Consider the following 26,604-nt stretch of genomic DNA (forward strand, 5'->3'; position numbering starts at 1 on the left):
AAAGCGGGTGTATCCCTGAGGGGAACACCCGCTTTTGTTTTCAATGGAGTGGAGTTGACCGTTAAGCCGGGTTCTGTCGTGGACAGTCATTCGTCTAGGCCAGCAATCGCTCACTGGCTCAAGCAGCCTACCCGGGTTCAGTACGGGCCGTACCATGTGAACCCCTATTTGGCCTTGCTCCGGGTGGAGTTTACCATGCCACGAACTGTTGCCAGCCGCGCGGTGCGCTCTTACCGCACCCTTTCACCCTTACCTGATCCCGCTTGCGCGGGCCATCGGCGGTTTGCTCTCTGTTGCACTTGTCGTAAGCTCGCGCTTCCCAGGCGTTACCTGGCACCCTGCCCTATGGAGCCCGGACTTTCCTCCCCTCCTTCTGTCTCCCCCGAAAGGGACGGCAAAGAAGCGGCGACTGTCTGGTCAACTCCGCGGCGGATAATAGGGTATTACGCCCTATTTGTCACCCTCTTGCTCATCAAGCGCGTATTTATACAACGCATTCTTCTTCACACCGTGGATTTCAGCGGCCAGCGCGGCAGCTTTTTTCAGTGGCAGTTCTTTTTGCAAAAGCGCCAGAGTACGCAGGGCTTCTGCCGGTAACGCTTCGGTATCCACTTTATGGCCTTCAACAATCAGCACCATTTCGCCGCGCCGGCGCGTTTCGACCTCCTGCACCCAGGCCAGCAGCTCGCCGACAGGCGCACCGTGAATATTTTCCCAGGTTTTGGTCAGTTCACGCGCCAGCACCACATACCGCTCAGGCCCCCACACTTCGACCATATCCTGCAGACTGTCGAGTAAACGATGCGTTGATTCATAGAAAATCAACGTGCGCGGTTCTTCAATCAGTGACTGCAACGTATCTTTACGGGATTTGGTTTTAGCGGGCAGAAACCCTTCGTAACAGAAACGATCAGAAGGCAAACCCGCCGCACAAAGGGCGGTGATCGCCGCACAGGCACCGGGTAACGGCACCACGCGGATACCGGCTTCGCGGCAGCGACGCACCAGATGATAACCGGGGTCATTAATCAGCGGCGTACCGGCATCCGAGACCAGCGCAATGGTCTGGCCTTCCTGCAATTTCGCCAGTAAATGCTCGGCTTTCTGCTGTTCGTTATGGTCATGCAGCGGGTACATTTTTGCGGTGATCGCGAAATGTTGCAGCAGCAATCCGGTATGGCGGGTATCTTCTGCAGCAATCAAATCGACACTGTTCAGTACGGCCAGCGCGCGTTGGGTAATATCCCCTAAATTGCCAATTGGCGTCGGTACGATATACAGCGTTGAGGCAGAAATATCTGCTTGATCGTCTTGATTCATTGTTTCATCCGGATTGCCGATTTAATATTGAGCATCTTAAAAAAACATCACTGGAAACTGAATGCCTTCCTCAATGACCTTTCGTACCCGTTCGGGACGTTTACTCCCTGCCATCATCGTGGCGATGCTTCTCGCCAGCTGTTCTGGCCAGGCGCCGCAGGCACCGACAGAAAGTGTCCAGGGTGCAGCGTCCGGCAGCTCTGACTATTATTTGCAGCAGGCGCAGCAAAGCAGTGATGATAACAAGGCTGACTGGCAATTGCTTGCAGTGCGTGCCCTGATACGCGAAGGCAAAGCGCCTCAGGCGGCGGAGCAACTGGCTAAAGTACCGCAAAATCTGACCGCCGCTCAAACCGTCGAGCAGCAACTGACCAGTGCAGAAGTGCAGGTTGCGCTGAAAAATTATCCGGCAGCCGCCACCAGCCTGAGCCAGCTCGACCCTCACAGTCTGACCAACGATCAGAAAGCCCGTTATTATCAGGCGCAAATCGATGCCAGCCAGGGACGCACCAGCCTCGGCGTGATCCGCGCCTATATCGCACAGGAATCGCTGTTACAAGGACAGCCACATCAGGACAATATTGACCACACCTGGATGGCGTTGACGCAGCTGTCCCCGCAGGACGTCAGCAGCATCGTGATCAATGCTGATGAAAATACGTTGCAGGGATGGCTGGATTTACTCAGCGTATGGCAAAGCAACAAACAGGATCCTGATTTGCTGAAAGCCGGGATTAAAGACTGGCAACGTCGTTATCCGGTGAATCCGGCAGCGAAAAGTCTGCCAACTCAGCTTAATAATGTGCTGACCTTCCAGCCTGCCTCAACCGGCAAAATTGCACTGTTCCTGCCGATGAGCGGCCCGGCACAAGTTTACGGGAATGCCATTCAGCAGGGCTTTAATGCGGCCATGAACGGTCAGATCAGCCAGCCGGCGCCGCAGGCAGCCACGGCGGATGCTAACGCACAACCGCAGGTACCGGCTGACCCGAACGCGGCCGTCAGTACCTCCGCACCGGATGCCGGCGCACAAAACACCCCGGCGCAGACCGATCCTTCACCGGCCCAGCCGGCCGCAACGCCGGCGGCGGCCCCCGTTGCCAGCAGTAATGCGCAGGTGAAAGTGTATGACACTAATGGTCAGCCGCTGGCCGCACTTCTGACGCAGGCTCAGCAGGATGGCGCAACGCTGGTTGTCGGTCCGCTGCTGAAAGATCAGGTGAATGAACTCTCTTCTGATCAGACCCCGCTGAATGTTTTAGCGCTCAATCAGCCAGAAACTGAGAAAAACAGCCCGAATATCTGTTACTTTGCGCTCTCGCCGGAAGACGAGGCACAGGATGCTGCGCGCCACATGTGGTCTGAGCAGAAACGTATGCCGCTGTTACTGGTGCCGCGTGGCAACTTCGGCGACCGTATCGCACAGGCTTTTGCTAATGAATGGCAGAAACTGGGCGGCCAAACCGTGCTGAAACAAGGTCTCGGTTCAGCCGGTGAATTACGTTCTTCTATCGGCAGCGGTATCCGCCTGACGGGTACGCCGGTCATCGCCAGTGATGCCGCCGCGCCAGCACAAGCGCAGGGCGTGACTATTGGTGGCATTACTATCCCGGCACCGCCAACAGATGCACAGATTACGCAAGGCAGTACCGGGGGGGCGGTGGATTCCGTCTACGTTGTCGCGACACAAAGTGAACTGACGCTGATCAAACCGATGCTGGATCTTGCCGTAAATGGCCGTTCACATCCGGCAGTCTATGCCAGTTCACGTAGCTACCAGGCAGGTGCCGGGCCGGACTACCGTCTGGAAATGGAAGGCGTACAGTTTAGCGATATTCCGTTGCTGGCAGGCGGTAACCCGGCGCTGATGCAGCAGGCAGCCGCGAAATTTGGTAACGATTATTCACTGGTTCGTCTCTATGCGATGGGTATCGATGCGTGGAGTCTGGCGAATCACTTCTCCCAGATGCGCACATTGCCTGGCTTCCAGGTTTCCGGCAGCACCGGAGATTTGAGTGCCAATGGCAACTGTGTCATCCACCGTAAATTGCCATGGCTGCAATACCGCCAGGGCTCGCTGGTGCCAGTTTCTTCTTAAGAGAAAACTGAAACAGCATGACTGAGATCGGAATTCTCAACGATTACAGGTACAAGGACGTACTGATGAAGCCTTTTTTGTCAAAGACGCGGGCGTGCGGCGATAAATACGAAGCCTTTGCACGGCGCTATCTCGAAAAAGCCGGGTTAACCTTTGTGGCGGCCAATGTGGCCTGCCGTGCCGGTGAAATTGACCTGATTATGCATGACCAGCAAACCTGGGTGTTTGTTGAAGTTCGTTACCGGCGCAACGCCAGTTTTGGTGGCGCAGCGGCCAGCGTAACGGTTCAAAAACAGCAGCGCCTGTTACGCGCTGCGTCTTTCTGGCTTGCAGGAAAGAATGCAAGCTTTGACACATCATCTTGCCGTTTTGATGTTTTTGCCATCACCGGCAGCCAGGTAGAATGGCTGCGTGATGCCTTCAATGCGGAATAAATATTACGACGACTGACTGGACGACAACCCGTGCTGGATAGAATCAAAGTCTGCTTTACAGAAAGTATCCAAACTCAGATTGCGGCGGCAGAAGCTTTGCCTGACGCGATTTCCCGCGCCGCGATGACGCTGGTGCAATCGCTGCTCAACGGCAATAAAATTCTGTGCTGCGGCAACGGCACCTCTGCGGCAAACGCACAGCATTTTTCCGCCAGTCTGATTAATCGTTTTGAAACTGAACGACCGAGCCTTCCTGCAATCTCATTATGTGCAGATAACATTGTGCTGACTGCGATTGCCAACGATCGTCTGCATGAAGAAATTTATGCTAAACAGGTGCGCGCCTTAGGTCAGGCGGGTGATGTTCTGCTGGCCATTTCTACCCGCGGCAACAGCCGTGATATTGTCAAAGCCGTTGAAGCAGCGGTAACCCGTGATATGACTATTGTCGCATTAACAGGTTATGACGGCGGCGAACTGGCGGGTTTACTGGGGCCTCATGATGTTGAGATCCGTATTCCGTCTCATCGCAGCGCCCGCATTCAGGAAATGCATATGCTCACAGTTAACTGTCTCTGTGACCTGATAGATAACACGCTGTTCCCACACCAGGACGATTAAGGAGATCACATGAAGGCGAGTCCTCTCTTTGCAGTATTGTTAAGCGCCCTTCTGTTACAAGGCTGTGTCGCCGCTGCGGTAGTTGGTGCAGCTGGCGTCGCAACAAAAACAACGACTGACCCACGTACGGTCGGTACGCAGGTTGATGACAGCACGCTGGAAGCCCGTGTTTCTAACGCGGTGAGCAAAGATAAACAACTGAAAGACGAAGCCCGTATCGTGGCGACAGCGTATCAGGGTAAAGTCCTGTTAACCGGTCAGGCACCGACGGCGGATATGGCCTCACGCGCCAAACAAATTGCGATGGGTGTTGAAGGCGCAACGGAAGTGTATAACGAAATCCGTACCGGTAAACCGGTCAGCATGGGCACAGCGTCTATGGACACGTGGATCACCACCAAAGTCCGTTCTCAGCTGCTGACCAGTGATTCGGTTAAATCATCTAACGTCAAAGTCACTACCGAAAACGGCGAAGTATTCCTGCTGGGTCTGGTGACGCAGGAAGAAGGTAAATCTGCGGCGGGGATTGCTGCTGGCGTGAGCGGCGTTAAACACGTCACTACGGCATTTACCTACGTCAAATAATTCAGTGCGTGATAACAAAAAGGACAGCCTGCGTGCTGTCCTTTTTTGCGTTAATGACCCGTACTAATGAAGTTTATGTTCTTGCAGAAAAGACTCCCCGCCGAGCTGGCTCATCTGGCGCAGTATCCATTGCTGACGGCGAATGACATACGCGGAAGGCGCGTTGACTTTGAACAGGTGCGGATTCGGCAACACGGCCGCCAGTAACGCAGCCTGAGAAGCGGTCAGGCGACTGGCTGGCTTATGAAAGAAATGCTGCGCAGCCTGCTCGACGCCAAAGACGCCGTCGCCAAACTCCACAATATTCAGGTACACCGTCAGAATGCGACGTTTTGTCCATACGGTTTCAATGCCCACCGTCAGGCCGGCCTCCAGCCCTTTACGCACCCAGCTGCGCCCGTCCCACAAAAACAGGTTTTTAGCGGTCTGCTGGGACAGTGTGGAAGCCCCCCGCATTTTTCCGCCGTCTTTATCCAGCACCGACTGAATAGCATCGACATCAAATCCCCAATGGGTCGGGAATTTTTGATCTTCTGCTGCCATTACCGCGAGCGCCATGGGCGCGGAAATCTCACGCATTGGCACCCAGTCCGAATGAGCAACATAGCCAAAATCACCGGTAAACCACGCGGAAATCTGTCGTTCCACCATCACGGCAGAAAAAGGCACGGGTATAAAAGAAAAAAGAAGGATGCCCGTTATCCATAAGCTGAGTAAAAGCAGGATTGCGCGTTTCATCCATAACAGCGGCAACCGCAACCCGCTCTTTCGAGTCATTTTATTCATTTGGCGCTTTCCACAACACATCCGACCATCTAATCAATCTCAATAATAACCTGCAAGATCAGGCTAGCGAAATGGTGAACAATATTGCTAACAACTCAGCAATAACAATGAAACTTTTACTTACATTCAGCCCAGTTAATTCCAATTAAACTACTGCCATCAAGGAGTTCCGGCAAATAGCCTGAAATGCTTACTTTTTTCACGATGGATAATTTTTAAGCAAAAAAGTAAAATACTTGTAACCTAATCCGCGAAAAATACGTTAGTAAAATTTATGATTAAGATTGACAAAAGTGAATCAATTCTCATCGATTATTCATGGGCGAACAGATGCACTAAGTCAAATAAATTACCCGTAATGTATAAAAATCAGCATCCCGGATGACTTTTTATCAGATAAAAAATGCATCAACCTAAGTGAAATTTTTTCATTTAACATAAATTTCAGGTCGCTTGGGGCTTCCGAAAAGTCAGCTCGTTAAAATTCGACATAAAAACAGATATTACAAAGGGTTATACATTATTTTAGATTTTATAGAACCGGTTTCAGAAACGAGCATATCGCAAATCCGCCGGTAAAACAGTCTGCTCGTGTTCAGTTCCATAAGCAAAATTGCATGTCGCCGATACAACATCAACAGGCTTCATTTGTATTCTGTGAAAAATCCTGCGATAAAGGCTTGATGTTTTGTATAGACAAAGACTAATCTACATCACAGTTTTTAATGAATGTTGTAACAGCCTTGCTTATATTTGTTATGTTGATTGCTACAGGATGTATTAGACTTTAAAACTGAATTCCAAGACCTGCGAAAACCAAACCCTAAAAACTATCGTGGGTTACCTCTTTCCCTGGTGTTGGCGCAGTATTCGCGCACCCCGGCCTCGGCTGGGGTTATTTTTTTTCAGCGTTTGACGTCCAGTCACGCAATACTTTGATGTCATTGCGCCATTCAGCCTTCAGCTCATCAACCCATTCCTGAACATTATCCCACCAGGCAGGCAGCGTCGGGGTCTGGATCTGTTGTGCCAGTTGCTGTAAATGTTTCAGGCCAACGGAACCGGCCGCACCTTTGATTTTGTGGCCTTCCTCGGCAATCCCTTTCTGATCGCGCGCGGTCATGTTGGAATCCAGCACAGCCAGATAGCCCGGCATCATTTTTTCAAACATATCCGCACTCTGATAAATCAGTTTCGCCCCGACCAGGTCGATGTACTGCTCGAGCATGGCGGTATCAAGCAACAATTCGCTGTCTTTCATCACTACAGGCTCCTTTTCCAATACGCAAACGTCAGGCTGATGATCCCAGAACTGCTGAATCATCGTGGTCAGTGCGGAAACAGACAGCGGCTTGCTCAGCACATCATCCATTCCCGCATCAAGATACTCTTTTTTGTCTTTCAGCACGTTTGCTGTCAGGGCAATCAGCGGCGGCAGAGATTGCCCGGCGTAATCGGTACGCAGCTTACGGGCGATATCCAGTCCGGTCATGTCCGGTAGCTGAATATCCAGCAGCACCAGATCGAATTCGTCGGGATCAAACATCTCCAGCGCATCATGGCCGTTCATCGCCACTTCAACGCTGTTGCCTAACTTCTCCAGCACCGAACGCGCCACAATCACGTTCAGCTCGATATCTTCGACCAGCAGCACATGCAGCGCCGGTAACGGCATGTCTTCTTCGTCACCGGCCAGATCAGCCGGTGCATCCAGCATCGGTGCGCGGACAGTCAGCGTAAAGCAGGAGCCCTGCCCCGGCACACTGCTGACGGTGATATCGCCGCCCATCGCCTGCGCCAAACGTTTTGACACCGCCAGTCCGATACCCGTACCGGTTGCCGGTTTACCGCCGTTGCGATCTTTTACCTGATAATACATGGCGAAGATTTTGTCCTGCTCATCCTGCGGGATCCCCAGACCGGAATCGCGCACAACAAAGCGCAGCATATCGTTCGGCTCATAATGCACGCTCAGTACAATCTGACCTTCGCGGGTAAATTTGACGGCGTTGCCAATCAGGTTCCATAAAATCTGGCGCAGACGCGTGCCGTCCGTCGTAATACTGCGCGGCAACGGCAGATCAGGCTCCATGATAAATTTCAGCCCTTTCGGCTGAGCCAGCAGGCCGGAAAGATTTTCAAGATCAGTCAGGAATTCGGTAAAATCGACCGGCTGGTTATCAAGCTGCACTTTGCGGCGTTCGATTTTATCCATTTCGATAATATCGTTGAAGATATTACCGAGGGTGATGGCGCTGACATGGATAGTTTTCAGGTAGCTGTGCTGTTCTTTATCCAGTTCAGTATCGAGCAGTATGCGGCTTAGCCCGACGATGCCATTAAGCGGAGTACGCAGCTCGTGGCTGATCGTTGAGATAAAGGTGGTCTTCTCACGGCTGGCATTCTCTAACGCGTCCTGATAGCGCTTACGCTCGGTAATATCGCGTCCGAAGCCCATCAGCCCGTGCCGCTTGCCGATGCGGTCATAAAACGGCACTTTGCGCAATTCAAAGCAGGCTTTACGTCCGTCCGGATAGACCAGCCATTGTTCGTAAGTCAGGGAAACATTGTGACGGAAAACCTTCTCGTCAGTCTCAACCACTTTCTCGGCGATATCCGGCGTGTAAACATCGTTGGGCGTCAGGCCGATCAATTGCTTCTCACTTTTGCCGGTCAGCAGTTCCATCGCACGGTTACAGCCGGAGAATTCTTTGTCTTCGTTACGGTAATACACCAGGTCCGGCGAGGCATCGAGGAAAGAGCGTAATAATGCAGATTGCTGACTCAGTTCGATTTGCGCCTGTTCGCGGTGCTGCATTTCAAGTTTCAGCTTATCGACCACCGCCAGACGTGCTTCTTCCGCTTTCACACGGTCGGCGATTTCCTGATTCAGCTGGGTGATATTGTCTTTGAGTTGCTGATTCAGTTCGAGGTCGCGGTGGCGCATTTCCTCCAGTTTATCGACCAGACGCGCTAAACGCTGACGTGACTCTTCAAGCTGTTCAACCACCACCGACAGGAAATAAACCGCCCAGGGCGTAATCAGCAAACCAAAGAAGATGGAACGAACGACGTCGATACTCTCAACCTGCCCGCGCAGGAGCATAGTGACCGCCATCTGGACAATCATTGCCAGCACCACCAGCGCAGATGCCAGCAACAGTGAAAATCTCACCAGCCCCAGCTTGACCATCAGATCGACATAATACTGCGCTAAAACCCGGATTTGCTTCATAACGTTTCCCTTAAAACGAAGTCCTCTGAATCATACCGCAAAACCTCCCCGGCGTGATGGCAGGGCATAAATTGAACGTGAAGTTTGCGAGATGCACCTTGCAGGGGCTTGTCATGGTGCAATGCAGGTAAGGGGGGCAGAGTATTGACTATTATCTGCGGTGATATTATTAATATCGGCTGGCTTTATCAGGCCGCAAGCATCGCCAACTGCCGTCCGGCTAACATTTTTTCCTTTTATCCTCCGAATATCTTCCCTGCCGGCGTATTTCGCACAGGCATAACTATTCATTATTACTGCAAATAAAGTCACTCCTGGCAGTATGAATAATTCTTATTACAAACCCGCGACTAACACATTATTACTGTCAGGTTAAAAACAGTGACAAACCGCATGTGCACAGCATTTTCCAGTATAAAATACTGGTAATTACGCCCCTGCCAGCATGGTGCGGAGATCTTACGCTTTCCCCATAGTGAGTCAGCTCACACTTTACGGGCATGACCCTATCGAAAATACGCCAATAAAAACACCATAAATTAAATATATTTCAATAAGTTAAATCGCTTTATATCACTTTTAATATAACTTAAATCGCCATTTGACCTGTCTGTGCTTTCTCGCTAAGTTGGGAGTCCGCTGGAAGCAATCTCGACGGGTGAGCAACTCGTCATATTTATGCAGTAATTGAAGACTCCCTCATTAAAACAAGTCAACCACCACTTGTGAGAACCATCACGAGAGGACTTTGACGGAGATGTCCGGGCAATCAACGCACCGCAAGAGTGCGCGAAATTGCGGATAAACCTCTGTGTATAAGCCCGCTCGCGATTGGTGTGAGAGTCTCGCAGAGCCTGGGGAGGTTCACGTAATGTTGTACGATAAATCCCAAGAGAGGGACAACTGTGGTTTCGGCCTGATCGCCCATATAGAAGGCGAACCTAGCCATAAGGTCGTGCGTACTGCGATCCACGCACTGGCCCGTATGCAACACCGTGGTGCGATCCTTGCTGACGGCAAGACCGGCGACGGCTGTGGCCTTCATTTACAGAAACCTGACCGCTTCTTCCGCATGATTGCCGAAGAACGTGGCTGGCGTCTGGCGAAAAACTATGCCGTTGGCATGCTGTTCCTCAGCAAAGATGAAAAAGAAGCGGAGGCAAGCCGCCGCATTGTTGAAGAAGAGTTGCAAAACGAGACGCTGTCCGTGGTGGGCTGGCGTGACGTTCCGACTAATCCGGACGTACTTGGTGAAATCGCGCTTTCCTCCCTGCCCCGCATCGAACAAATTTTTGTCAACGCGCCCGCCGGCTGGCGTCCGCGTGACATGGAGCGTCGCCTGTATATGGCGCGCCGCCGCATTGAGAAACGCATTCAGGATAAAGACTTCTATGTCTGCAGTTTCTCCAACGTGGTCACGATCTATAAAGGCCTGTGTATGCCGGCGGATCTGCCACGCTTCTATTTAGATCTGGCCGACCTGCGCCTGGAATCGGCCATCTGCCTGTTCCATCAGCGTTTCTCGACCAACACCGTACCGCGCTGGCAGCTGGCTCAGCCTTTCCGCTATCTGGCGCACAACGGTGAAATCAACACCATCACCGGTAACCGCCAGTGGGCACGTGCCCGTGCGTATAAATTCAAAACGCCGCTGATCCCTGATCTGCAAGATGCTTCACCTTTCGTGAATGAAACCGGTTCGGATTCCAGCTCGCTGGATAATATGCTCGAACTGTTCCTGGCAGGCGGGATGGATTTGCTGCGCGCCATGCGCTTGCTGGTGCCGCCAGCCTGGCAACAAAACCCGGACATGGACGACGACCTGCGCGCGTTCTTCGATTTTAACTCCATGCACATGGAGCCGTGGGACGGTCCTGCCGGCATCGTAATGTCAGATGGTCGTTATGCCGCCTGTAACCTTGACCGTAACGGGCTGCGCCCTGCGCGCTATGTCATCACCAAAGACAAGCTGATCACCTGTGCCTCTGAAGTTGGCATCTGGGATTACCAGCCTGATGAAGTGGTCGAAAAAGGCCGCGTCGGACCGGGCGAGCTGATGGTGATCGACACCCGCAGTGGCAAAATTCATCACTCCGCTGAAACCGATAACGACCTGAAAGGCCGTCACCCTTACAAACAATGGATGGAGAAAAACGTCCAGCGTCTGGTGCCGTTCGAAGACCTGCCGGAAGATCAGGTGGGCAGCCGCGAGCTGGAAGATTCGTTACTCGAAACCTTCCAGAAGCAGTTCGGCTACAGCAGTGAAGAACTCGATCAGATCATCCGCGTGCTGGGTGAAAACGGTCAGGAAGCCGTCGGTTCCATGGGCGATGATACGCCATTTGCCGTGCTCTCCAGCCGTCCGCGTATCGTGTATGACTACTTCCGCCAGCAGTTTGCGCAGGTCACCAACCCGCCAATCGATCCGCTGCGTGAAGCCCACGTGATGTCTCTGGCGACCAGCATTGGCCGTGAGATGAATGTGTTCTGCGAAGCCGAAGGTCAGGCTCACCGCCTGAGCTTCAAATCGCCAATCCTGCTGTGGTCTGACTTTAAACAGCTGACCACGCTCGACAGCAAGCATTATCGCGCTGAAACACTGGATATCACGTACGATCCGACCGAACAAAATATGGAGCAGTTCGTCCAGAAACTCTGTGACGAAGGCGAACAGAAAGTGCGTAACGGCGCGGTTCTGCTGGTGCTGTCTGACCGCAACATCGCCCCGAACCGTCTGCCGCTGCCTGCGCCCATGGCCGTCGGTGCGCTACAGTTGCGTCTGGTTGAGAAAAGCCTGCGCTGCGATGCCAACATCATTGTTGAAACGGCCAGCGCCCGTGACCCGCACCATTTCGCCGTGCTGATTGGTTTCGGTGCCACAGCGGTTTATCCGTATCTGGCCTACGAAACGCTGGCAAAACTGGTTGACTCGCAGGTCATCGAGAAGAAATACCGTGAAGTGATGCTGAATTACCGTAACGGCATCAATAAAGGCCTGTACAAGATCATGTCCAAAATGGGCATCTCAACCGTTGCCTCTTACCGTTGCTCTAAACTGTTTGAAGCGGTCGGTCTGGCGAAAGATCTGTGCAACACCTGCTTCAACGGCGTCGTCAGCCGTATCGGCGGTGCCGGTTACAGCGACTTCGAACAGGACTTGCTGAACCTGTCCAAACGCGCATGGCTGAAACGCAAAACGTTGGATCAGGGCGGTCTGCTGAAGTTTGTCCACGGTGGCGAATACCATTCCTATAACCCGGACGTGGTCACTACCCTGCAAACTGCCGTCAACAGCGGTGATTACGACGATTATAAGAAATACGCCAAACTGGTTAACGAACGTCCGGTGGCCACACTGCGCGACTTGCTGAAAGTCACGCCTAAAGGCCAGCCGATCCCTGTTGATCAGGTTGAACCGGCGGAAGGTTTATTTACCCGTTTCGATACGGCTGCAATGTCTATCGGCGCACTGAGCCCGGAAGCGCATGAATCTCTGGCCGAGGCGATGAACAGCATCGGCGGACGTTCTAACTCCGGGGAAGGCGGCGAAGATCCGGCGCGTTACGGTACCAATAAAGTGTCCCGTATCAAGCAAGTTGCATCAGGTCGTTTCGGGGTAACACCGGCGTATCTGGTGAATGCCGATGTTATTCAGATCAAAGTGGCGCAGGGTGCAAAACCAGGCGAAGGCGGCCAGTTGCCGGGGGACAAAGTGACGCCGTACATCGCGAAACTGCGTTATTCCGTGCCGGGCGTAACCCTGATTTCTCCACCGCCGCATCACGATATTTATTCCATTGAAGATCTGGCGCAGCTGATTTTCGACCTGAAACAGGTCAACCCGAAAGCAATGATTTCGGTGAAGCTGGTTTCTGAACCGGGCGTCGGCACTATCGCCGTCGGCGTGGCAAAAGCCTACGCCGATCTCATCACGATCGCTGGCTACGATGGCGGCACCGGCGCAAGCCCGCTGTCTTCCGTGAAATACGCCGGCTGTCCGTGGGAACTGGGGCTGGTGGAAACACAACAGGCGCTGGTGGCGAACGGGCTGCGTCACAAAATTCGTCTGCAAGTGGATGGCGGCCTGAAAACCGGCCTCGACATCATCAAGGCAGCGATTTTGGGGGCAGAAAGCTTTGGTTTCGGGACTGGCCCGATGGTGGCGCTGGGTTGTAAATACCTGCGTATTTGCCACCTGAACAACTGTGCAACGGGCGTGGCAACTCAGGATGAAAAACTGCGTCGCAACCATTATCACGGTCTGCCGGAACGTGTGACGAACTACTTCCGCTTCATTACCCAGGAAACCCGTGAAATCATGGCCGAACTGGGCATCAGCCAGCTGGTGGACCTGATTGGCCGTACCGACCTGCTGACCGAGCTGGACGGCTTCACCGCCAAGCAAAACAATCTCGACCTTTCTGCGATACTGGCAACGGCCACGCCGCATGAAGGTAAATCTGTGTACTGCACAGAAAGCAACCCGGCATTCGATAAGGGTCAGCTGAATAAAGACATTCTGGAACAGGCATCACCCCATATCGATTCGAAGCAGAGCAAAGCGTTCTACTTTGATATCCGCAACACTGACCGTTCAGTGGGTGCCATGTTGTCCGGGGCGATTGCGGAGAAACACGGTGATCAGGGTATGGCGGCTGATCCGGTGCGCATTAACTTCAATGGCACCGCGGGCCAGAGTTTCGGCGTCTGGAACGCTGGCGGCGTAGATTTAATGCTGACCGGCGATGCAAACGACTATGTGGGCAAAGGCATGGCCGGTGGCCGTATTGCTATCCGCCCGCCAATCGGTTCTGCGTTCCGCAGCCACGAAGCCAGCATCATCGGCAACACCTGTTTGTATGGTGCAACCGGTGGCAAAATGTTTGCGGCAGGCCGTGCGGGTGAGCGTTTCGCTGTCCGTAACTCCGGTGCTATCACTGTGGTAGAAGGCATCGGTGATAACGGCTGTGAATATATGACCGGTGGTATTGTGTGTGTGCTCGGCCGTACCGGCGTCAACTTCGGCGCAGGCATGACCGGTGGTTTCGCTTATGTCCTTGATGAAGATGGCGAATTCCGCAAACGTGTTAACCCGGAACTGGTTGAAGTGCTGGAAGTGGCCGATCTGGCTATCCATGAAGAGCATCTGCGCGGTTTGATCATCGAACACGTACAGTTGACCGCATCGACCCGTGGTGAAGAGATTTTGGCGAACTGGCCGGAGTGGGCGCCTAAATTTGCCCTGGTAAAACCGAAGTCCAGTGATGTCAAAGCATTGTTGGGTCACCGTAGTCGTTCCGCAGCTGAGCTGCGGGTACAAGCGCAGTAAGAGGTTAAGATGAGTCAAAACGTTTATCAATTTGTCGACTTACAGCGTGTTGATCCGCCTAAGAAAGCGCTGAAGATCCGCAAAATTGAGTTTGTGGAAATTTATGAGCCGTTCTCAGCGACGCAAGCCGCCTCACAGGCAGACCGCTGTCTGTCGTGCGGTAACCCTTACTGTGAATGGAAATGTCCGGTACATAACTATATTCCGAACTGGCTGAAGCTGGCGAACGAAGGCCGCATCATGGAAGCGGCAGATCTCGCGCACCAGACCAACAGCCTGCCGGAAGTCTGCGGGCGTGTTTGCCCGCAGGATCGTCTGTGCGAAGGTTCCTGCACCCTGAACGATGAGTTCGGTGCAGTGACCATCGGTAACATCGAACGCTATATTAACGATAAAGCCATTGAGATGGGCTGGCGTCCGGATATGTCTCACGTACAGCCAACCGGCAAACGCGTGGCGATTATCGGCGCAGGGCCGGCGGGTCTGGCCTGTGCTGATGTCCTGACCCGCAACGGTGTGAAAGCGGTGGTTTACGATCGCCATCCGGAAATCGGCGGCTTGCTGACTTTCGGCATCCCGGCCTTTAAGCTGGAAAAATCGGTGATGACCAAACGTCGTGAAATCTTCACTGAGATGGGTATCGAGTTCCAGCTCAATACTGAAGTCGGCAAAGACGTCACCATTGATGCACTGCTGGCGGAATACGATTCTGTGTTCCTCGGCGTCGGGACTTATCAGTCAATGCGCGGTGGTCTGGCGAATGAAGATGCACCGGGCGTTTACGATGCCCTGCCGTTCCTGATCGCCAATACCAAGCAACTGATGGGTTATGCCGACAGTCAGGAAGAGCCTTACGTCACCATGGATAAAAAACGCGTTGTGGTGCTGGGCGGGGGTGATACCGCGATGGACTGCGTGCGTACCTCAATCCGTCAGGGTGCTACTCACGTGACCTGTGCATACCGTCGTGATGAAGAGAACATGCCGGGCTCACGTCGTGAAGTGAAGAATGCGCGCGAAGAAGGGGTTGATTTCAAATTCAACCTGCAACCGCTGAGCATCGAACTGAATGATTCTGGCCGCGTATGTGGTGTACGCATGGCGCGTACTGAACTGGGCGCACCGGATGCTCATGGTCGTCGTCGTGCTGAAATCGTGGCGGGTTCCGAACATGTAATGGAAGCCGATGCCGTGGTGATGGCATTTGGTTTCCGTCCTCATAAAATGGAATGGCTGGCAGCCCACGACGTTGAGCTGGATACCCAGGGGCGTATCGTGGCACCGGAAGGCAGCGACAATGCCTTCCAGACCAGCAACCCGAAAATCTTCGCCGGTGGCGATGCGGTTCGCGGTTCCGATCTGGTGGTGACCGCTATTGCTGAAGGCCGTAAAGCAGCAGAAGGCATCATGAACTTCCTCGAAGTCTGATCCATCGCCTCATAAAAAGGTCTGCTAACAATGGTTGGCAGACCTTTTTTACGCATAACTCAAAAGAATTCCTCATGACATCCCCCTTTTCTGCCGGTTATTCGTCGAATATCCTCATAGCGTCAGGCTCAGCTTCGGTTCAAGCGAATAACGTGTTCAATGATGACACAGCAAATCTGCACTGCCGGAAGGAGAAGTCAGCGGACTGAAGGCAATAAAAAACCCCGCGTAACAACGCAGGGTTTAAGCACGGAACCGGAGTGAGTGGGTTGTTACTTCACTACGCGCAGTGCCGGACGACCACCGCGTGGCGGCGTTGGCGGCTCATCGTTCGGATCTTCTTCAGCCACATCGGGCAAATCGCCATCAATGACTGACATCGTCGGTTCTGCCGGCTCATCAGCGCTCAGATCACCCTCAAAGGCACCTTCGGCTTCATAAGCTGGTTCCGGTTCGAACATGGTACCGGCACCGTTTTCGCGGGCATAAATCGCCAGAACAGCGGCAATTGGTACAAACACGTTACGCGGTACGCCACCAAAACGGGCATTAAAGCGTACGTCATCGTTACCCAGTTCGAGATTGCCGACAGCACGCGGCGCAACGTTCAGGACAATTTGTCCGTCACGCGCAAACTCCATCGGCACCATCACGCCTGGCATCGTTACGTCAACCACCAGATGCGGGGTTAACTGGTTGTCGAGCAACCAGTCATAAAAAGCCCGCAGCAGATAGGGGCGACGCGGAGACATGTCGGTCATCTCCATACCTTAACCTCGGGTATGCAAACGCATTTCGCGCTCTGCTTCGGTCAGGGAAGCCAGGAAAGCATCTCGTTCGAAGACGCGAGTCATATAACCTTTCAGCTCTTTAGAACCGGCACCTGCCAGTTCAATACCCAGTTCCGGCAAACGCCACAGCAGCGGAGCCAGGTAACAATCAACCAGGCTGAACTCTTCGCTCTTGAAGTAAGGCATGTATGAGAAGATTGGCGCAATAGCCAGCAGCTCTTCACGCAATTGCTTACGCGCGGCATCGGCTTCGCTTGCCGAACCTTGCTCGATCTGACGCATCAGCGAATACCAGTCATTTTCGATGCGGTGCATCATCAGACGGCTCTCACCACGGGCAACCGGATAAACCGGCATCAGCGGCGGATGCGGGAAGCGCTCATCAAGATATTCCATGATGATGCGGGATTCGAACAGGGTCAGTTCACGATCAACCAGCGTCGGTACAGTGCGGTAAGGGTTGAGGTCAATAAGATCCTGCGGCAGGTGATCCATCTCAACCTGCTCGATCTCGACACTGACACCTTTCTCCGCCAGTACGATACGTACCTGATGGCTAAAAATGTCGGTCGGGCCGGAAAACAGCGTCATTACCGAACGTTTGTTGGCAGCGACAGCCATGAAAACCTCCAAGTTTATCTAGAATATTACAGCGAGTTATCGCCAGCCTGCAGTTTTTGTCCCGTAGTTTCATAGACAACCATCGGCAAGGCGAACCCAGCCAGGAAGCGCGGCAACGTCAACTGCTCGGCGAACAGGTACAAAAGTGTGTGATAGTTTACCAGATTTTACGCAGGCTGTGGGGCACGGTGAAACGATTTCATGGCGAATTGTGTGTCAGGAGATCATTTTCTTCCGCAATTACCGAAAAAAAGACATAAAAAAACCCGGTGAAACACCGGGTTTTTGACGCTGATTTTCGTGCCGAAGCACTGAGCTGCAAAAGCAGCAGAAAATTAACGTTTGGAGAACTGAGGACGACGACGTGCTTTACGCAGACCGACTTTCTTACGTTCAACCTGACGAGCATCACGGGTAACGAAGCCTGCTTTACGCAGTTCGCCACGAAGATTTTCGTCATATTCCATCAGTGCACGGGTGATACCGTGACGGATAGCACCAGCTTGACCGGAGATACCACCACCTTTAACGGTGATGTACAGGTCGAATTTCTCAACCATGTCGACCAGTTCCAGTGGTTGACGAACTACCATGCGGGCAGTTTCACGACCAAAGTACTGTTCCAGGCTACGCTGGTTAATTACGATGTTACCACTACCCGGTTTGATGAAAACACGAGCGGCGGAGCTTTTGCGGCGACCAGTGCCGTAGTATTGATTTTCAGCCATTGCCTATAATCCCGAATTAAATGTCAAGAACTTGCGGTTGTTGCGCCGCATGAGTGTGCTCGTTACCCGCGTAAACTTTCATTTTACGGTACATTGCACGACCCAACGGGCCCTTTGGCAACATGCCTTTAACCGCGAGCTCGATCACGCGTTCAGGACGGCGAGCGATCATCTCTTCAAAGGTCGCTTGCTTGATACCACCGATGTGGCCGGTGTGATGGTAATAAATCTTGTCGTTACGCTTGTTGCCAGTGACAGCAACTTTTTCTGCGTTCAGAACGATGATGTAATCACCAGTATCAACGTGCGGAGTGTATTCCGCTTTATGTTTGCCACGCAGACGGCGGGCCAGTTCAGTGGCCAGGCGACCTAAGGTCTTGCCGGTAGCGTCAACTACGAACCAGTCACGTTGTACGGTTTCCGGTTTAGCTGTAAAAGTTTTCATTAAAAGCTTACCCAATTAAAGTTACACGTTGGCGAACACCCGAACGCTTACTTGTTTATAAAATAAGTATTTGAGGTTCACACGACCATCGTCCAGCAAACCTACCCCTTCGAATAGCCAATGCTGGCACTTATAAAGTTTCGGGAAAAAAACTTTGTAGTAACGTGGGGTCGCAAGATTATAGAGAAGTCTCCTGCAAAGATCGAACCCTTTTTCGACAAAAAGGAAGATTTCCCTCCCCGCCTTCTGAGGGTTCACCCTGCAGGCTTTACTGACGCTTTTTATACCACGAACTGATCAAAAAATAACCATACAAAAAATCACGGCAGATGCGGCCGTCTGAGGTACTCCTCGCTCTGCATCTCCTGCAGACGTGACAGACAACGCTGATATTCGAATTTCAGCCGTTCGCCCTGATAAATGTCAAACATCGGGACGGCGGCGGAAATGACCAGTTTTACATGGCGCTCGTAGAATTCATCGACCAGCGCCAGAAAACGCCGGGCTGCGTTCTCACTGTCTGCGCCCATCACCGGCACATTGTGCAGCAGTACGCTGTGATAGATTTTCGACAGCGCAATATAATCGAGCTGGCTGCGCGCCTCTTCACATAAGGTATGAAATTCCACCGCCAGCACGCCATCAACGGCGGCAATAGCCTGCAGCGGACGATGATTCACTTCCAGCAGCGGTCTTTCGCCCGTCTGCGCACCGCTGTGATTGCCGGTCAGTTTCCCTAACATTGAATGCATCGCGTCAGCAGTTTCCGGCCCCGCAGGTGTCAGCCATAAATTGGCCTGCGTCAGCGTGCGCAAACGGTAATCGATACCTGCATCCACATTGAGCACATCGCAGTATTCTTTAATCAGATCAATCGCAGGCAGGAACCGTGCCCGTTGCAGGCCGTTGCGGTACAGCAAATCAGGCGGAATATTTGATGTCGCAATCAGCGTGATACCCCGGGCAAACAGGGCCTGCAATAACGTCGCCAGCAGCATCGCATCGGTAATATCCGAAACAAAAAACTCATCAAAACAGAGCACATCGGTTTCTGCTTTAAAGCGGTCCGCGATCACTTCCAGCGGATCCTCCTGCCCCTGAAGTTGCGTCAGTTCTTCATGGACGCGCAACATAAAACGGTGGAAATGCAGGCGAAGCTTGCGATCACCGGGCAGGCTGTGGAAAAACAAATCCATCAGCCAGGTTTTGCCGCGCCCCACTCCGCCCCACATATACAGCCCCTGTACCGGTCGCGAAGGGGTTTTCTGCGGACTTTTGGTAAACAAACGACTCAGCAACCCGCCACGGCTGGCAGACCGGGGACGTGTCAGGGGCTGCGCGGACAATGCCTGGTAAATCGTATCGAGCTGTGCGACAGCTTGTTTCTGAACGGCATCCGCCTGGAACTCACCGGCATCCACAGCGTTCTGATAAAGAAAAAGGGGTGATTGAGATTGCATCTTCGTTAACGTCCCTGAGAAAAAAATTTTATGTTTTTCACGTCGTTTAGCCGCTTTTTTGCCGTGGATTCGCCGCTTTTCCCGGCTGTCTGTGTATGAAAAAACCAACAGATGGCAGTGATTTTCCCCGCAGGATTCCACTCTGACAAGGTTAACGGTTATAGTGGAGCTATTGCATGACGCATGCGTGTAACAATTACGTTAAAACCATTGTGTAAAAAAGTTAAGTCATAAAAGTTACGTGAAAAAGCCCTGCGGGACAACGAAGTCAAAATAGGAGTCATTATGACCTGGGAGTATGCACTCATTGGATTAGTGGTCGGTATCGCAATTGGTGCGGTGGCGATGCGCTTTGGTAATCGTAAATTACGTGATCAACAAGTCATGAAAAACGAACTGGAGAAAAGTAAAGCCGAACTCGACGAATACCGTCAGGAGCTGGTGGGCCATTTTGCCCGCAGCGCAGAGTTGCTCGATAACATGGCGACGGATTACCGTCAGCTGTATCAGCACATGGCTAAAAGCTCCAACAATTTACTGCCCGATATGCCTGAGCAGGATAATCCGTTTAATTATCGTCTGACCGGTTCTGAAGCCGATAATGATCAGGTGCCGGTGCAAATGCCACGCGATTATTCTGACGGCGCGTCCGGTTTGCTGCGTGGCGAGCGTCCGGTTCGTAAATAACAGACGCCCCTGACCTGCACAACAATCGTTATGCAGTTACGGCACATGTCCCGTGCGTGTGCCGTTCTCAAGACCCTTCCCGTGTTGTGAATCACCGTTCTGTTATCCATAACTGACGTCCATTACAGAAAGCGAGAGAGTTATCGTGATGAAGAAAAAGTTATTTTTGCTCAGTGTGTTAGCTGTTAGCCTTGGATTAACTTTCGCTTCTGCGCCTATGGCGAATGCGGCTTTACCAACGGAAGTTCAGGGACAACCTTTGCCAAGTCTGGCACCGATGCTGGAAAAAGTATTACCCGCCGTCGTGGGCGTTCAGGTTTCCGGCACCCAGCCGCCAAGTGCGGATGTACCACCAGAATACAAGTTCTTCTTCGGTCAGCAGGATCCGGAACCCAATCAGGGGCCGCAGCCTTTTGAAGGGCTGGGTTCCGGTGTCATTATTGATGCCGCCAAAGGCTACGTGCTCACCAATAATCATGTGGTGAACAACGCGGATAAAATCAACGTTCAGCTCAACGATGGCCGCGAATACAAAGCCAAACTCATCGGCAAAGACGATCAGTCCGATATCGCGGTGATCCAGCTGATTGATGCTAAAAATCTGACACAAATTACGATGGCGGATTCCGATAACCTGCGTGTAGGCGATTTTGCCGTTGCCGTGGGTAATCCGTTTGGGCTCGGCCAGACCGTGACATCCGGCATTGTTTCTGCCCTTGGCCGCAGCGGCCTGAACCTTGAAGGGCTGGAAAACTTTATTCAGACTGATGCGTCGATTAACCGCGGTAACTCCGGTGGCGCGCTGCTCGACCTGAAAGGTGAACTGATTGGTATCAACACCGCCATCATTTCCTCGCAGGGTGGCAGCGTCGGTATCGGTTTTGCTATTCCGGTGAACATGGCGAAGAATCTCAGCCATCAGCTGATTGAATTTGGCGAAGTGAAACGCGGCCTGCTGGGGATCCGCGGCAGCGAAATGACACCGGAACTGGCACAGGCATTCAAACTCGACAGCCAGCGCGGCGCTTTCGTCAACGAGGTGTTGCCGGATTCGGCAGCGGCAAAAGCCGGTATTAAACCGGGTGACGTGCTGATTACCCTGCAGGGTAAAACGCTGAGCAGCTTTGCTGAGTTACGCGCGAAAGTGAGCACTGCCGGCCCGGGAGTCACGATGCAGATTGGTTTGCTGCGCGATGGCAAACCGATGACTGTCAGTGTCACGCTGGATAAAAGCCCGGCCGTGGAAGTCAGCATTGAGAAACTCAATCCGGCATTACAGGGGGTGACGCTCAGTGATACCACCGATAAAAAGACCCAAGGTGTGCATGTTGATGACGTGAAGAAAGGCACGCCGGCGGACCAGATCGGCCTTGAAAAAGGTGATGTGATTATTGGTGTCAACCGCGAGCCGCTCGAAAATCTGGCAGCCTTCCGCAAAATTCTGGAAAGCAAACCGGACCTGATCGCACTGAGCATCTTGCGTAAAGGACAAAATATCTACTTATTCATGCCGTAAAGCGTTGAAAATCGGACGCAGGTGCTGCTGCGTCCGATTAAGTCATGCTATTCTTCCCTCACTTTTATCTCGCATCCCATACACCCATGTTTGTTAAGCTCTTGAGATCCGCTGTTATCGGCCTGATTGTTGCTGGCATTTTGCTGGCGGCGGTACCTATGTTGCGTAAAAACATCACAGAACCGCTGTTTGACAAAAACTTCGCCCAGAACAGCGAAGAACCCGTCAGTTATAACTCAGGCGTCCGCCATGCTGCTCCGGCCGTGGTGAATGTCTATAACCGCAACATGGGTAACAGTACACAGAACGAACTGGCCATCCGCACACTGGGTTCCGGTGTGATCATGAATGACAACGGCTATATCCTCACCAATAAACACGTGATCAATAATGCCGATCAAATTATCGTCGCCTTGCAGGATGGCCGCGTATTCGAAGCGTTGCTGGTCGGCTCTGACAGCCTGACTGACCTGGCCGTGCTGAAAATCAACGCCGGAAATCTGCCGGTCATCCCGATTAATCCACATCGTACCCCGCATGTCGGTGATGTCGTGATGGCAATCGGTAACCCCTATAACCTCGGTCAGACAGTCACACAGGGCATTATCAGCGCCACCGGTCGTATTGGCCTCAGCCCGTCCGGCCGCCAGAACTTTCTGCAAACCGATGCCTCGATCAATCAGGGGAACTCCGGCGGTGCGCTGGTGAATTCGCTCGGGGAACTGATGGGGATTAATACGCTGTCCTTTGACCAAAGTAATGACGGCGCCACGCCGGAAGGCATCGGCTTTGCTATCCCGACCGCACTGGCGACAAAAGTCATGGGCAAGCTGATTCGTGATGGCCGTGTTATTCGGGGTTATATCGGGATCAGCGGGCGTGAAGTTTCCCCTCTGCACGGGCCGAACAGCGGGCTGGATCACATTCAGGGAATTGTGGTGAACGAAGTCACGCCAAATGGCCCGGCGGCAAATGCGGGTATGCAGGTCAGAGACGTGATTATTAACGTCAACAACAAACCGGCCGTTTCCGCTATCGAGACCATGGATCAGGTAGCAGAAATTCGTCCGGGAACCGTCATTCCGGTAGAAATTATGCGTGATGGTCAGAAACTGACATTGCAGGTTACGGTGCAGGAATACCCTGACCACTGACAACCATTCATTGCAGAAACGAAAAAGCCGGAAAGGTTTCCCCTTCCGGCTTTTTTATTGCGCAGGCGTTATGAATCACTCGCCTTTAAAGCGCTCGATTTTTGCACCCAGCTGACGCAGTTTATCTTCGATACGCTCGTAGCCACGATCGATGTGATAAATACGGTCAACCACGGTCACACCTTCGGCAATACAACCCGCCAGAACCAGACTTGCAGAGGCCCGTAAATCGGTCGCCATCACCTGAGCGCCAGACAGTTTTTCAACGCCATGGCAAATGAGGGTGCTGCCTTCGATTTCAGCGTGTGCGCCCATACGGATCAGTTCAGGTATGTGCATGAAACGGTTTTCAAAGATGGTTTCGGTGATCACACCTGTACCTTCTGCTACCAGGTTCAGCAAGCTGAACTGCGCCTGCATGTCAGTCGGGAAGCCCGGATGCGGCGCGGTGCGGAAGGTCACTGCTTTGGCGCGTTTGCCATGCATATCGAGACTGATCCAGTCTTCGCCCACTTCAATATCGGCACCGGCTTCACGCAATTTTGCCAGTACGGCATCCAGCGTATCAGGTCGGGCTTCGCGACAGGTAATCTTGCCACCGGAAATCGCCGCCGCCACCAGGAAGGTGCCGGTTTCGATACGGTCAGGCACCACGCGGTAAACCCCGCCGCCCAGACGGGCAACACCTTCGATGGTAATTTTATCGGTACCCGCACCGGTAATTTGCGCACCCAGTGTATTGAGGAAATTCGCGGTATCGACGATTTCCGGCTCACGCGCGGCATTTTCAATAATGGTGGTGCCTTCAGCCAAGGTCGCCGCGCTCATGATAGTGACCGTTGCGCCCACGCTGACTTTATCCATCACAATGTGCGCGCCTTTCAGGCGGCCATCGACAGAGGCTTTCACATAGCCTTCTTCCAGAACAATGGTCGCGCCCAACTGTTCCAGACCCGTAATATGCAGATCAACAGGACGTGCACCGATAGCACAGCCGCCCGGTAAAGAAACTTCGCCGCGACCGAAACGCGCCACCAGCGGGCCAAGCGCCCAGATGGAAGCACGCATGGTTTTTACCAGGTCATACGGCGCACAAAACTCATTCACCGCACTGGCGTCAACGAAAACAGAACCGTTACGTTCGATTTTGGTGCCCAGCTGGCTCAGCAGCTTGATGGTGGTATCGATATCTTTCAGGTGAGGAACGTTCTGGAGTTCAACAGGTTCTTCAGCAAGCAGTGCGGCAAACAAAATAGGAAGTGCTGCATTTTTTGCACCAGAGATAGTGACTTCACCACTCAGGCGAGTCCCACCCTGTACACGAAATTTATCCATTATGACTGCTCTCTATTTATTAAAACGACAGGTCAGATAGGAGGAAGCTGCCGGAACGCCGGCAGTCTTATAAACCGCTCAGTTTACGGTCACGCGCCCATTCTTCAGGGGTATAAGCCTTGATAGACAGAGCGTGGATTCGATTGTCGGCGATGTATTCCATCAGCGGCGCGTAAACGGTCTGTTGTTTTTTCACGCGGCTCATGCCATCAAACATCGCACCAACGACAATGGCCTGAAAATGACTGCCATCGCCAGTAATGTGGGCTTCGTCCAGTGCCAATGCCTTCATCAGCACGTCTTTAATTTCACTCGTTTCCATAGGGATCTATTCTTCTGAAGAATCATAACAGCCCGATATCTTATAGGGATTGGCGCAATTCTTAAACCACGAAAAAGCCCCTGACGAAGAGTTTCGCACAGGGGCTTTATGGACATACCGATAACGCTTCATATCCCACAGCCTAACCCACGGGAACTGCTCAACTATTTATTCAACAGAACAAGTCGTGGTCTCCGACGGAATAATGTCCTGAAGGTTATACAAAGCAATCAGTGTTCTCAGCCTGTCAGTGATACCCGCAATCGTCAGCGTAATCCCCTGCTGACTGGCTTCCTCGCGTAAATGCACCAGCAAAGCCAGGCCAGAAGAGTCAACACGCGCCAGCCCGGAGACGTCCAGACAGGTCACGCCGGGCATCAGCTTTTTGCGTACATCCCAAAATGCCACCAGCGTTTCGCGATCTAACTCACCGTGCAACGACAGTCGCGGCGGCTGCGATTCCCAGCGCAGGGCTTCACTCATTGTTGTTTATCCAGCGTGATCGGCTGAGCAGCGGCTTGTTTCAGGCGCTCAGTCAGGCCATCAATACCTTTCTGGCGCAAAATATCTGCCCATTCGTTCTGTTTGGTCGAAATCATGCTGACGCCTTCGGCGATCATGTCATAAGCCTGCCAGTCGCCGGTGCGGCTGTTTTTACGCCACTGGAAATCCAGACGAACCGGAGGACGGCCGTTCGGATCGGTAATCGTGACACGGATAGCAATGATGTCTTTACCCGCGTAGGACTGCTCAGGCTGCACCGTATAGTTCTGGCCGTTGTACATCGCCAGAGCCTGGCCGTAAGCCTGTTGCAGGTAGTCTGAGAACGCCGCGAAGTAAGCGTCGCGCTGTGCAGGTGTCGCCTGTTGGTAATAGCGGCCTAACACCAGCGCGCCGGCGTATTTGATTTGCACATACGGCAACAATTCTTCACGAACAATCTGGCGCAGATAGTTAGGATCCTGCTTGATTTTCGGTTGTTCGGTTTTGAGGCGGGTGAAGGTTTTGCTCGCCGCTTCATTCATCACGCTGTAAGGATTGGTCTTGTCCACGGCGGCATTCGCCAGCGGAGCCATAACCACCAGCAGTGCAGCGATCACTAAACGTTTAAACATACTTATTTCCTCTTTTATGGAGAATCCGTGATGGCAAATTGTTAATGGGCAGCCGGTTGCGGCGCCGTATTGGCGTCAGGTGCAGCATTCCCTGCAGGTGCCGCCGTTGCGTCAGGATCAGCCTTACCATCGCCACTCTTATACAAGAACTGACCAATCAGGTCTTCGAGAACCAACGCTGATTTAGTGTCCTGAATAACGCCACCGTTTTTAAGGATAGTCGTTCCCATTTCAGGGTCTTCAAAACCAATATTCAACGCCAGGAATTGCTCGCCCAGCAGACCAGACGTGCGGATCGCCAGCGTACTGGTGCTCGGGATCTGGTTGTATTTCTGGTCGATATCCATTTCTACACGTGGAGAATAATTTTTATCGAGCGTGATGCTGCTGACGCGGCCGATCACCACGCCACCGACTTTGACCGGTGAACCGCTTTTCAGGCCACCGATATTGTCGAAGTCAGCAGAAATACGGTAAGTCGGGTCGGAGCCGATTGAACGGATGTCGGCCACTTTAAGACACAGGAAGATCACAGCAATCAAAGCGATGATTAAAAATGCGCCTACCCAGATTTCACTCTTTTTCGTTTGCATG

Annotated in this window: 22 protein-coding genes and 1 other RNA gene; 9 read left to right on the forward strand and 14 right to left on the reverse strand. The window is 52.6% G+C overall.

The genetic code is table 11. The features are described 5' to 3' along the window. Nucleotides 1–46: 46 nt before the first annotated feature. Both rnpB and rsmI read right to left on the reverse strand, forming a co-directional pair. Nucleotides 47–425, reverse strand: an RNA gene (gene rnpB, locus J1781_RS19640) — RNase P RNA component class A. Between the two features lie 25 nt (nt 426–450). Then, nucleotides 451–1,320 carry a 16S rRNA (cytidine(1402)-2'-O)-methyltransferase gene (gene rsmI / locus J1781_RS19645; protein ID WP_129954709.1) on the reverse strand — a complete coding sequence of 290 codons (870 nt, stop codon included), beginning with the start codon at nt 1,318–1,320 and terminating at the stop codon, nt 451–453. 61 nt (nt 1,321–1,381) lie between these two features. Here rsmI and J1781_RS19650 point away from each other — a divergent pair, with 61 nt between their 5' ends. The 4 genes from J1781_RS19650 to dolP all read left to right on the forward strand — a co-directional run bounded on the left by J1781_RS19650 (nt 1,382) and on the right by dolP (nt 5,058). Next, nucleotides 1,382–3,418, forward strand: a complete 2,037-nt coding sequence (locus J1781_RS19650; protein WP_217156589.1) for a penicillin-binding protein activator — start codon at nt 1,382–1,384, stop codon at nt 3,416–3,418. 65 nt (nt 3,419–3,483) lie between these two features. Next, the gene (locus J1781_RS19655) at nt 3,484–3,852 is read left to right on the forward strand and encodes a YraN family protein (RefSeq protein ID WP_129954711.1); all 369 of its coding nucleotides are present in this window, start codon (nt 3,484–3,486) and stop codon (nt 3,850–3,852) included. A 30-nt stretch (nt 3,853–3,882) separates the two neighbouring features. Continuing rightward, complete coding sequence (gene diaA / locus J1781_RS19660; protein WP_013577230.1) at nt 3,883–4,473, forward strand: DnaA initiator-associating protein DiaA; 591 nt, start codon at nt 3,883–3,885, stop codon at nt 4,471–4,473. Between the two features lie 9 nt (nt 4,474–4,482). Continuing rightward, complete coding sequence (gene dolP, locus J1781_RS19665) at nt 4,483–5,058, forward strand: division/outer membrane stress-associated lipid-binding lipoprotein (protein ID WP_013577231.1); 576 nt, start codon at nt 4,483–4,485, stop codon at nt 5,056–5,058. Between the two features lie 63 nt (nt 5,059–5,121). Here dolP and mtgA read toward each other — a convergent pair whose 3' ends face one another. Together mtgA and arcB are read right to left on the reverse strand one after the other, a co-directional pair. Beyond that, nucleotides 5,122–5,844: a monofunctional biosynthetic peptidoglycan transglycosylase gene (gene mtgA, locus J1781_RS19670; protein WP_217234053.1), complete on the reverse strand. Its 723-nt coding sequence runs from the start codon at nt 5,842–5,844 to the stop codon at nt 5,122–5,124. 895 nt (nt 5,845–6,739) lie between these two features. Beyond that, entirely contained in the window at nt 6,740–9,079 is a 2,340-nt protein-coding gene (arcB, locus tag J1781_RS19675; protein WP_217234054.1) for an aerobic respiration two-component sensor histidine kinase ArcB, read from the reverse strand. An 871-nt stretch (nt 9,080–9,950) separates the two neighbouring features. Here arcB and gltB point away from each other — a divergent pair. Next, the gene (gltB, locus tag J1781_RS19680; RefSeq protein WP_217138170.1) at nt 9,951–14,408 is read left to right on the forward strand and encodes a glutamate synthase large subunit; all 4,458 of its coding nucleotides are present in this window, start codon (nt 9,951–9,953) and stop codon (nt 14,406–14,408) included. Nucleotides 14,409–14,417: 9 nt separating this feature from the next. Then, nucleotides 14,418–15,836, forward strand: coding sequence for a glutamate synthase small subunit (locus J1781_RS19685; protein ID WP_129954715.1), 1,419 nt, complete (start codon nt 14,418–14,420; stop codon nt 15,834–15,836). 272 nt (nt 15,837–16,108) lie between these two features. Here J1781_RS19685 and sspB read toward each other — a convergent pair whose 3' ends face one another. From sspB to zapE, 5 genes are all read right to left on the reverse strand, one after another. Further along, nucleotides 16,109–16,603 carry a ClpXP protease specificity-enhancing factor gene (sspB, locus tag J1781_RS19690; RefSeq protein ID WP_129954716.1) on the reverse strand — a complete coding sequence of 165 codons (495 nt, stop codon included), beginning with the start codon at nt 16,601–16,603 and terminating at the stop codon, nt 16,109–16,111. A gap of 3 nt (nt 16,604–16,606) precedes the next feature. Next, nucleotides 16,607–17,248 (reverse strand): stringent starvation protein SspA, encoded by a 642-nt coding sequence (gene sspA, locus J1781_RS19695; protein WP_129954717.1) that lies wholly within the window; start codon nt 17,246–17,248, stop codon nt 16,607–16,609. A 335-nt stretch (nt 17,249–17,583) separates the two neighbouring features. Then, nucleotides 17,584–17,976, reverse strand: a complete 393-nt coding sequence (rpsI, locus tag J1781_RS19700; protein WP_013577238.1) for a 30S ribosomal protein S9 — start codon at nt 17,974–17,976, stop codon at nt 17,584–17,586. Between the two features lie 16 nt (nt 17,977–17,992). Further along, nucleotides 17,993–18,421 (reverse strand): 50S ribosomal protein L13, encoded by a 429-nt coding sequence (gene rplM, locus J1781_RS19705; protein WP_013577239.1) that lies wholly within the window; start codon nt 18,419–18,421, stop codon nt 17,993–17,995. Between the two features lie 320 nt (nt 18,422–18,741). Beyond that, nucleotides 18,742–19,881: a cell division protein ZapE gene (gene zapE / locus J1781_RS19710; RefSeq protein WP_129991981.1), complete on the reverse strand. Its 1,140-nt coding sequence runs from the start codon at nt 19,879–19,881 to the stop codon at nt 18,742–18,744. Nucleotides 19,882–20,166: 285 nt separating this feature from the next. On the opposite strand from zapE, the gene zapG reads away from it, so the two are divergent. From zapG to degS, 3 genes are all read left to right on the forward strand, one after another. Continuing rightward, nucleotides 20,167–20,568, forward strand: a complete 402-nt coding sequence (zapG, locus tag J1781_RS19715) for a Z-ring associated protein ZapG (protein WP_013577242.1) — start codon at nt 20,167–20,169, stop codon at nt 20,566–20,568. 148 nt (nt 20,569–20,716) lie between these two features. Next, nucleotides 20,717–22,084 (forward strand): serine endoprotease DegQ, encoded by a 1,368-nt coding sequence (gene degQ, locus J1781_RS19720; RefSeq protein ID WP_129954721.1) that lies wholly within the window; start codon nt 20,717–20,719, stop codon nt 22,082–22,084. An 86-nt stretch (nt 22,085–22,170) separates the two neighbouring features. Beyond that, on the forward strand, nt 22,171–23,238 hold the full coding sequence (gene degS, locus J1781_RS19725) for an outer membrane-stress sensor serine endopeptidase DegS (RefSeq protein WP_129954722.1): 1,068 nt from the start codon (nt 22,171–22,173) through the stop codon (nt 23,236–23,238). A gap of 75 nt (nt 23,239–23,313) precedes the next feature. Here degS and murA read toward each other — a convergent pair whose 3' ends face one another. The 5 genes from murA to mlaD form a co-directional block, all read right to left on the reverse strand. Beyond that, nucleotides 23,314–24,573, reverse strand: a complete 1,260-nt coding sequence (gene murA, locus J1781_RS19730) for a UDP-N-acetylglucosamine 1-carboxyvinyltransferase (RefSeq protein ID WP_129954723.1) — start codon at nt 24,571–24,573, stop codon at nt 23,314–23,316. A gap of 67 nt (nt 24,574–24,640) precedes the next feature. Continuing rightward, entirely contained in the window at nt 24,641–24,895 is a 255-nt protein-coding gene (gene ibaG, locus J1781_RS19735) for a BolA family iron metabolism protein IbaG (protein ID WP_129954724.1), read from the reverse strand. A gap of 168 nt (nt 24,896–25,063) precedes the next feature. Then, complete coding sequence (mlaB, locus tag J1781_RS19740; protein WP_129954725.1) at nt 25,064–25,378, reverse strand: lipid asymmetry maintenance protein MlaB; 315 nt, start codon at nt 25,376–25,378, stop codon at nt 25,064–25,066. Then, entirely contained in the window at nt 25,375–26,010 is a 636-nt protein-coding gene (mlaC, locus tag J1781_RS19745) for a phospholipid-binding protein MlaC (protein WP_129954726.1), read from the reverse strand. Before mlaC ends, mlaB begins: the two co-directional genes overlap by 4 nt. A gap of 41 nt (nt 26,011–26,051) precedes the next feature. Beyond that, nucleotides 26,052–26,603, reverse strand: a complete 552-nt coding sequence (mlaD, locus tag J1781_RS19750; protein ID WP_129954727.1) for an outer membrane lipid asymmetry maintenance protein MlaD — start codon at nt 26,601–26,603, stop codon at nt 26,052–26,054. Nucleotide 26,604: the final 1 nt, after the last annotated feature.

The organism is Rahnella perminowiae (assembly GCF_019049695.1).
Classification (GTDB): Bacteria; Pseudomonadota; Gammaproteobacteria; order Enterobacterales; family Enterobacteriaceae; genus Rahnella; species Rahnella perminowiae.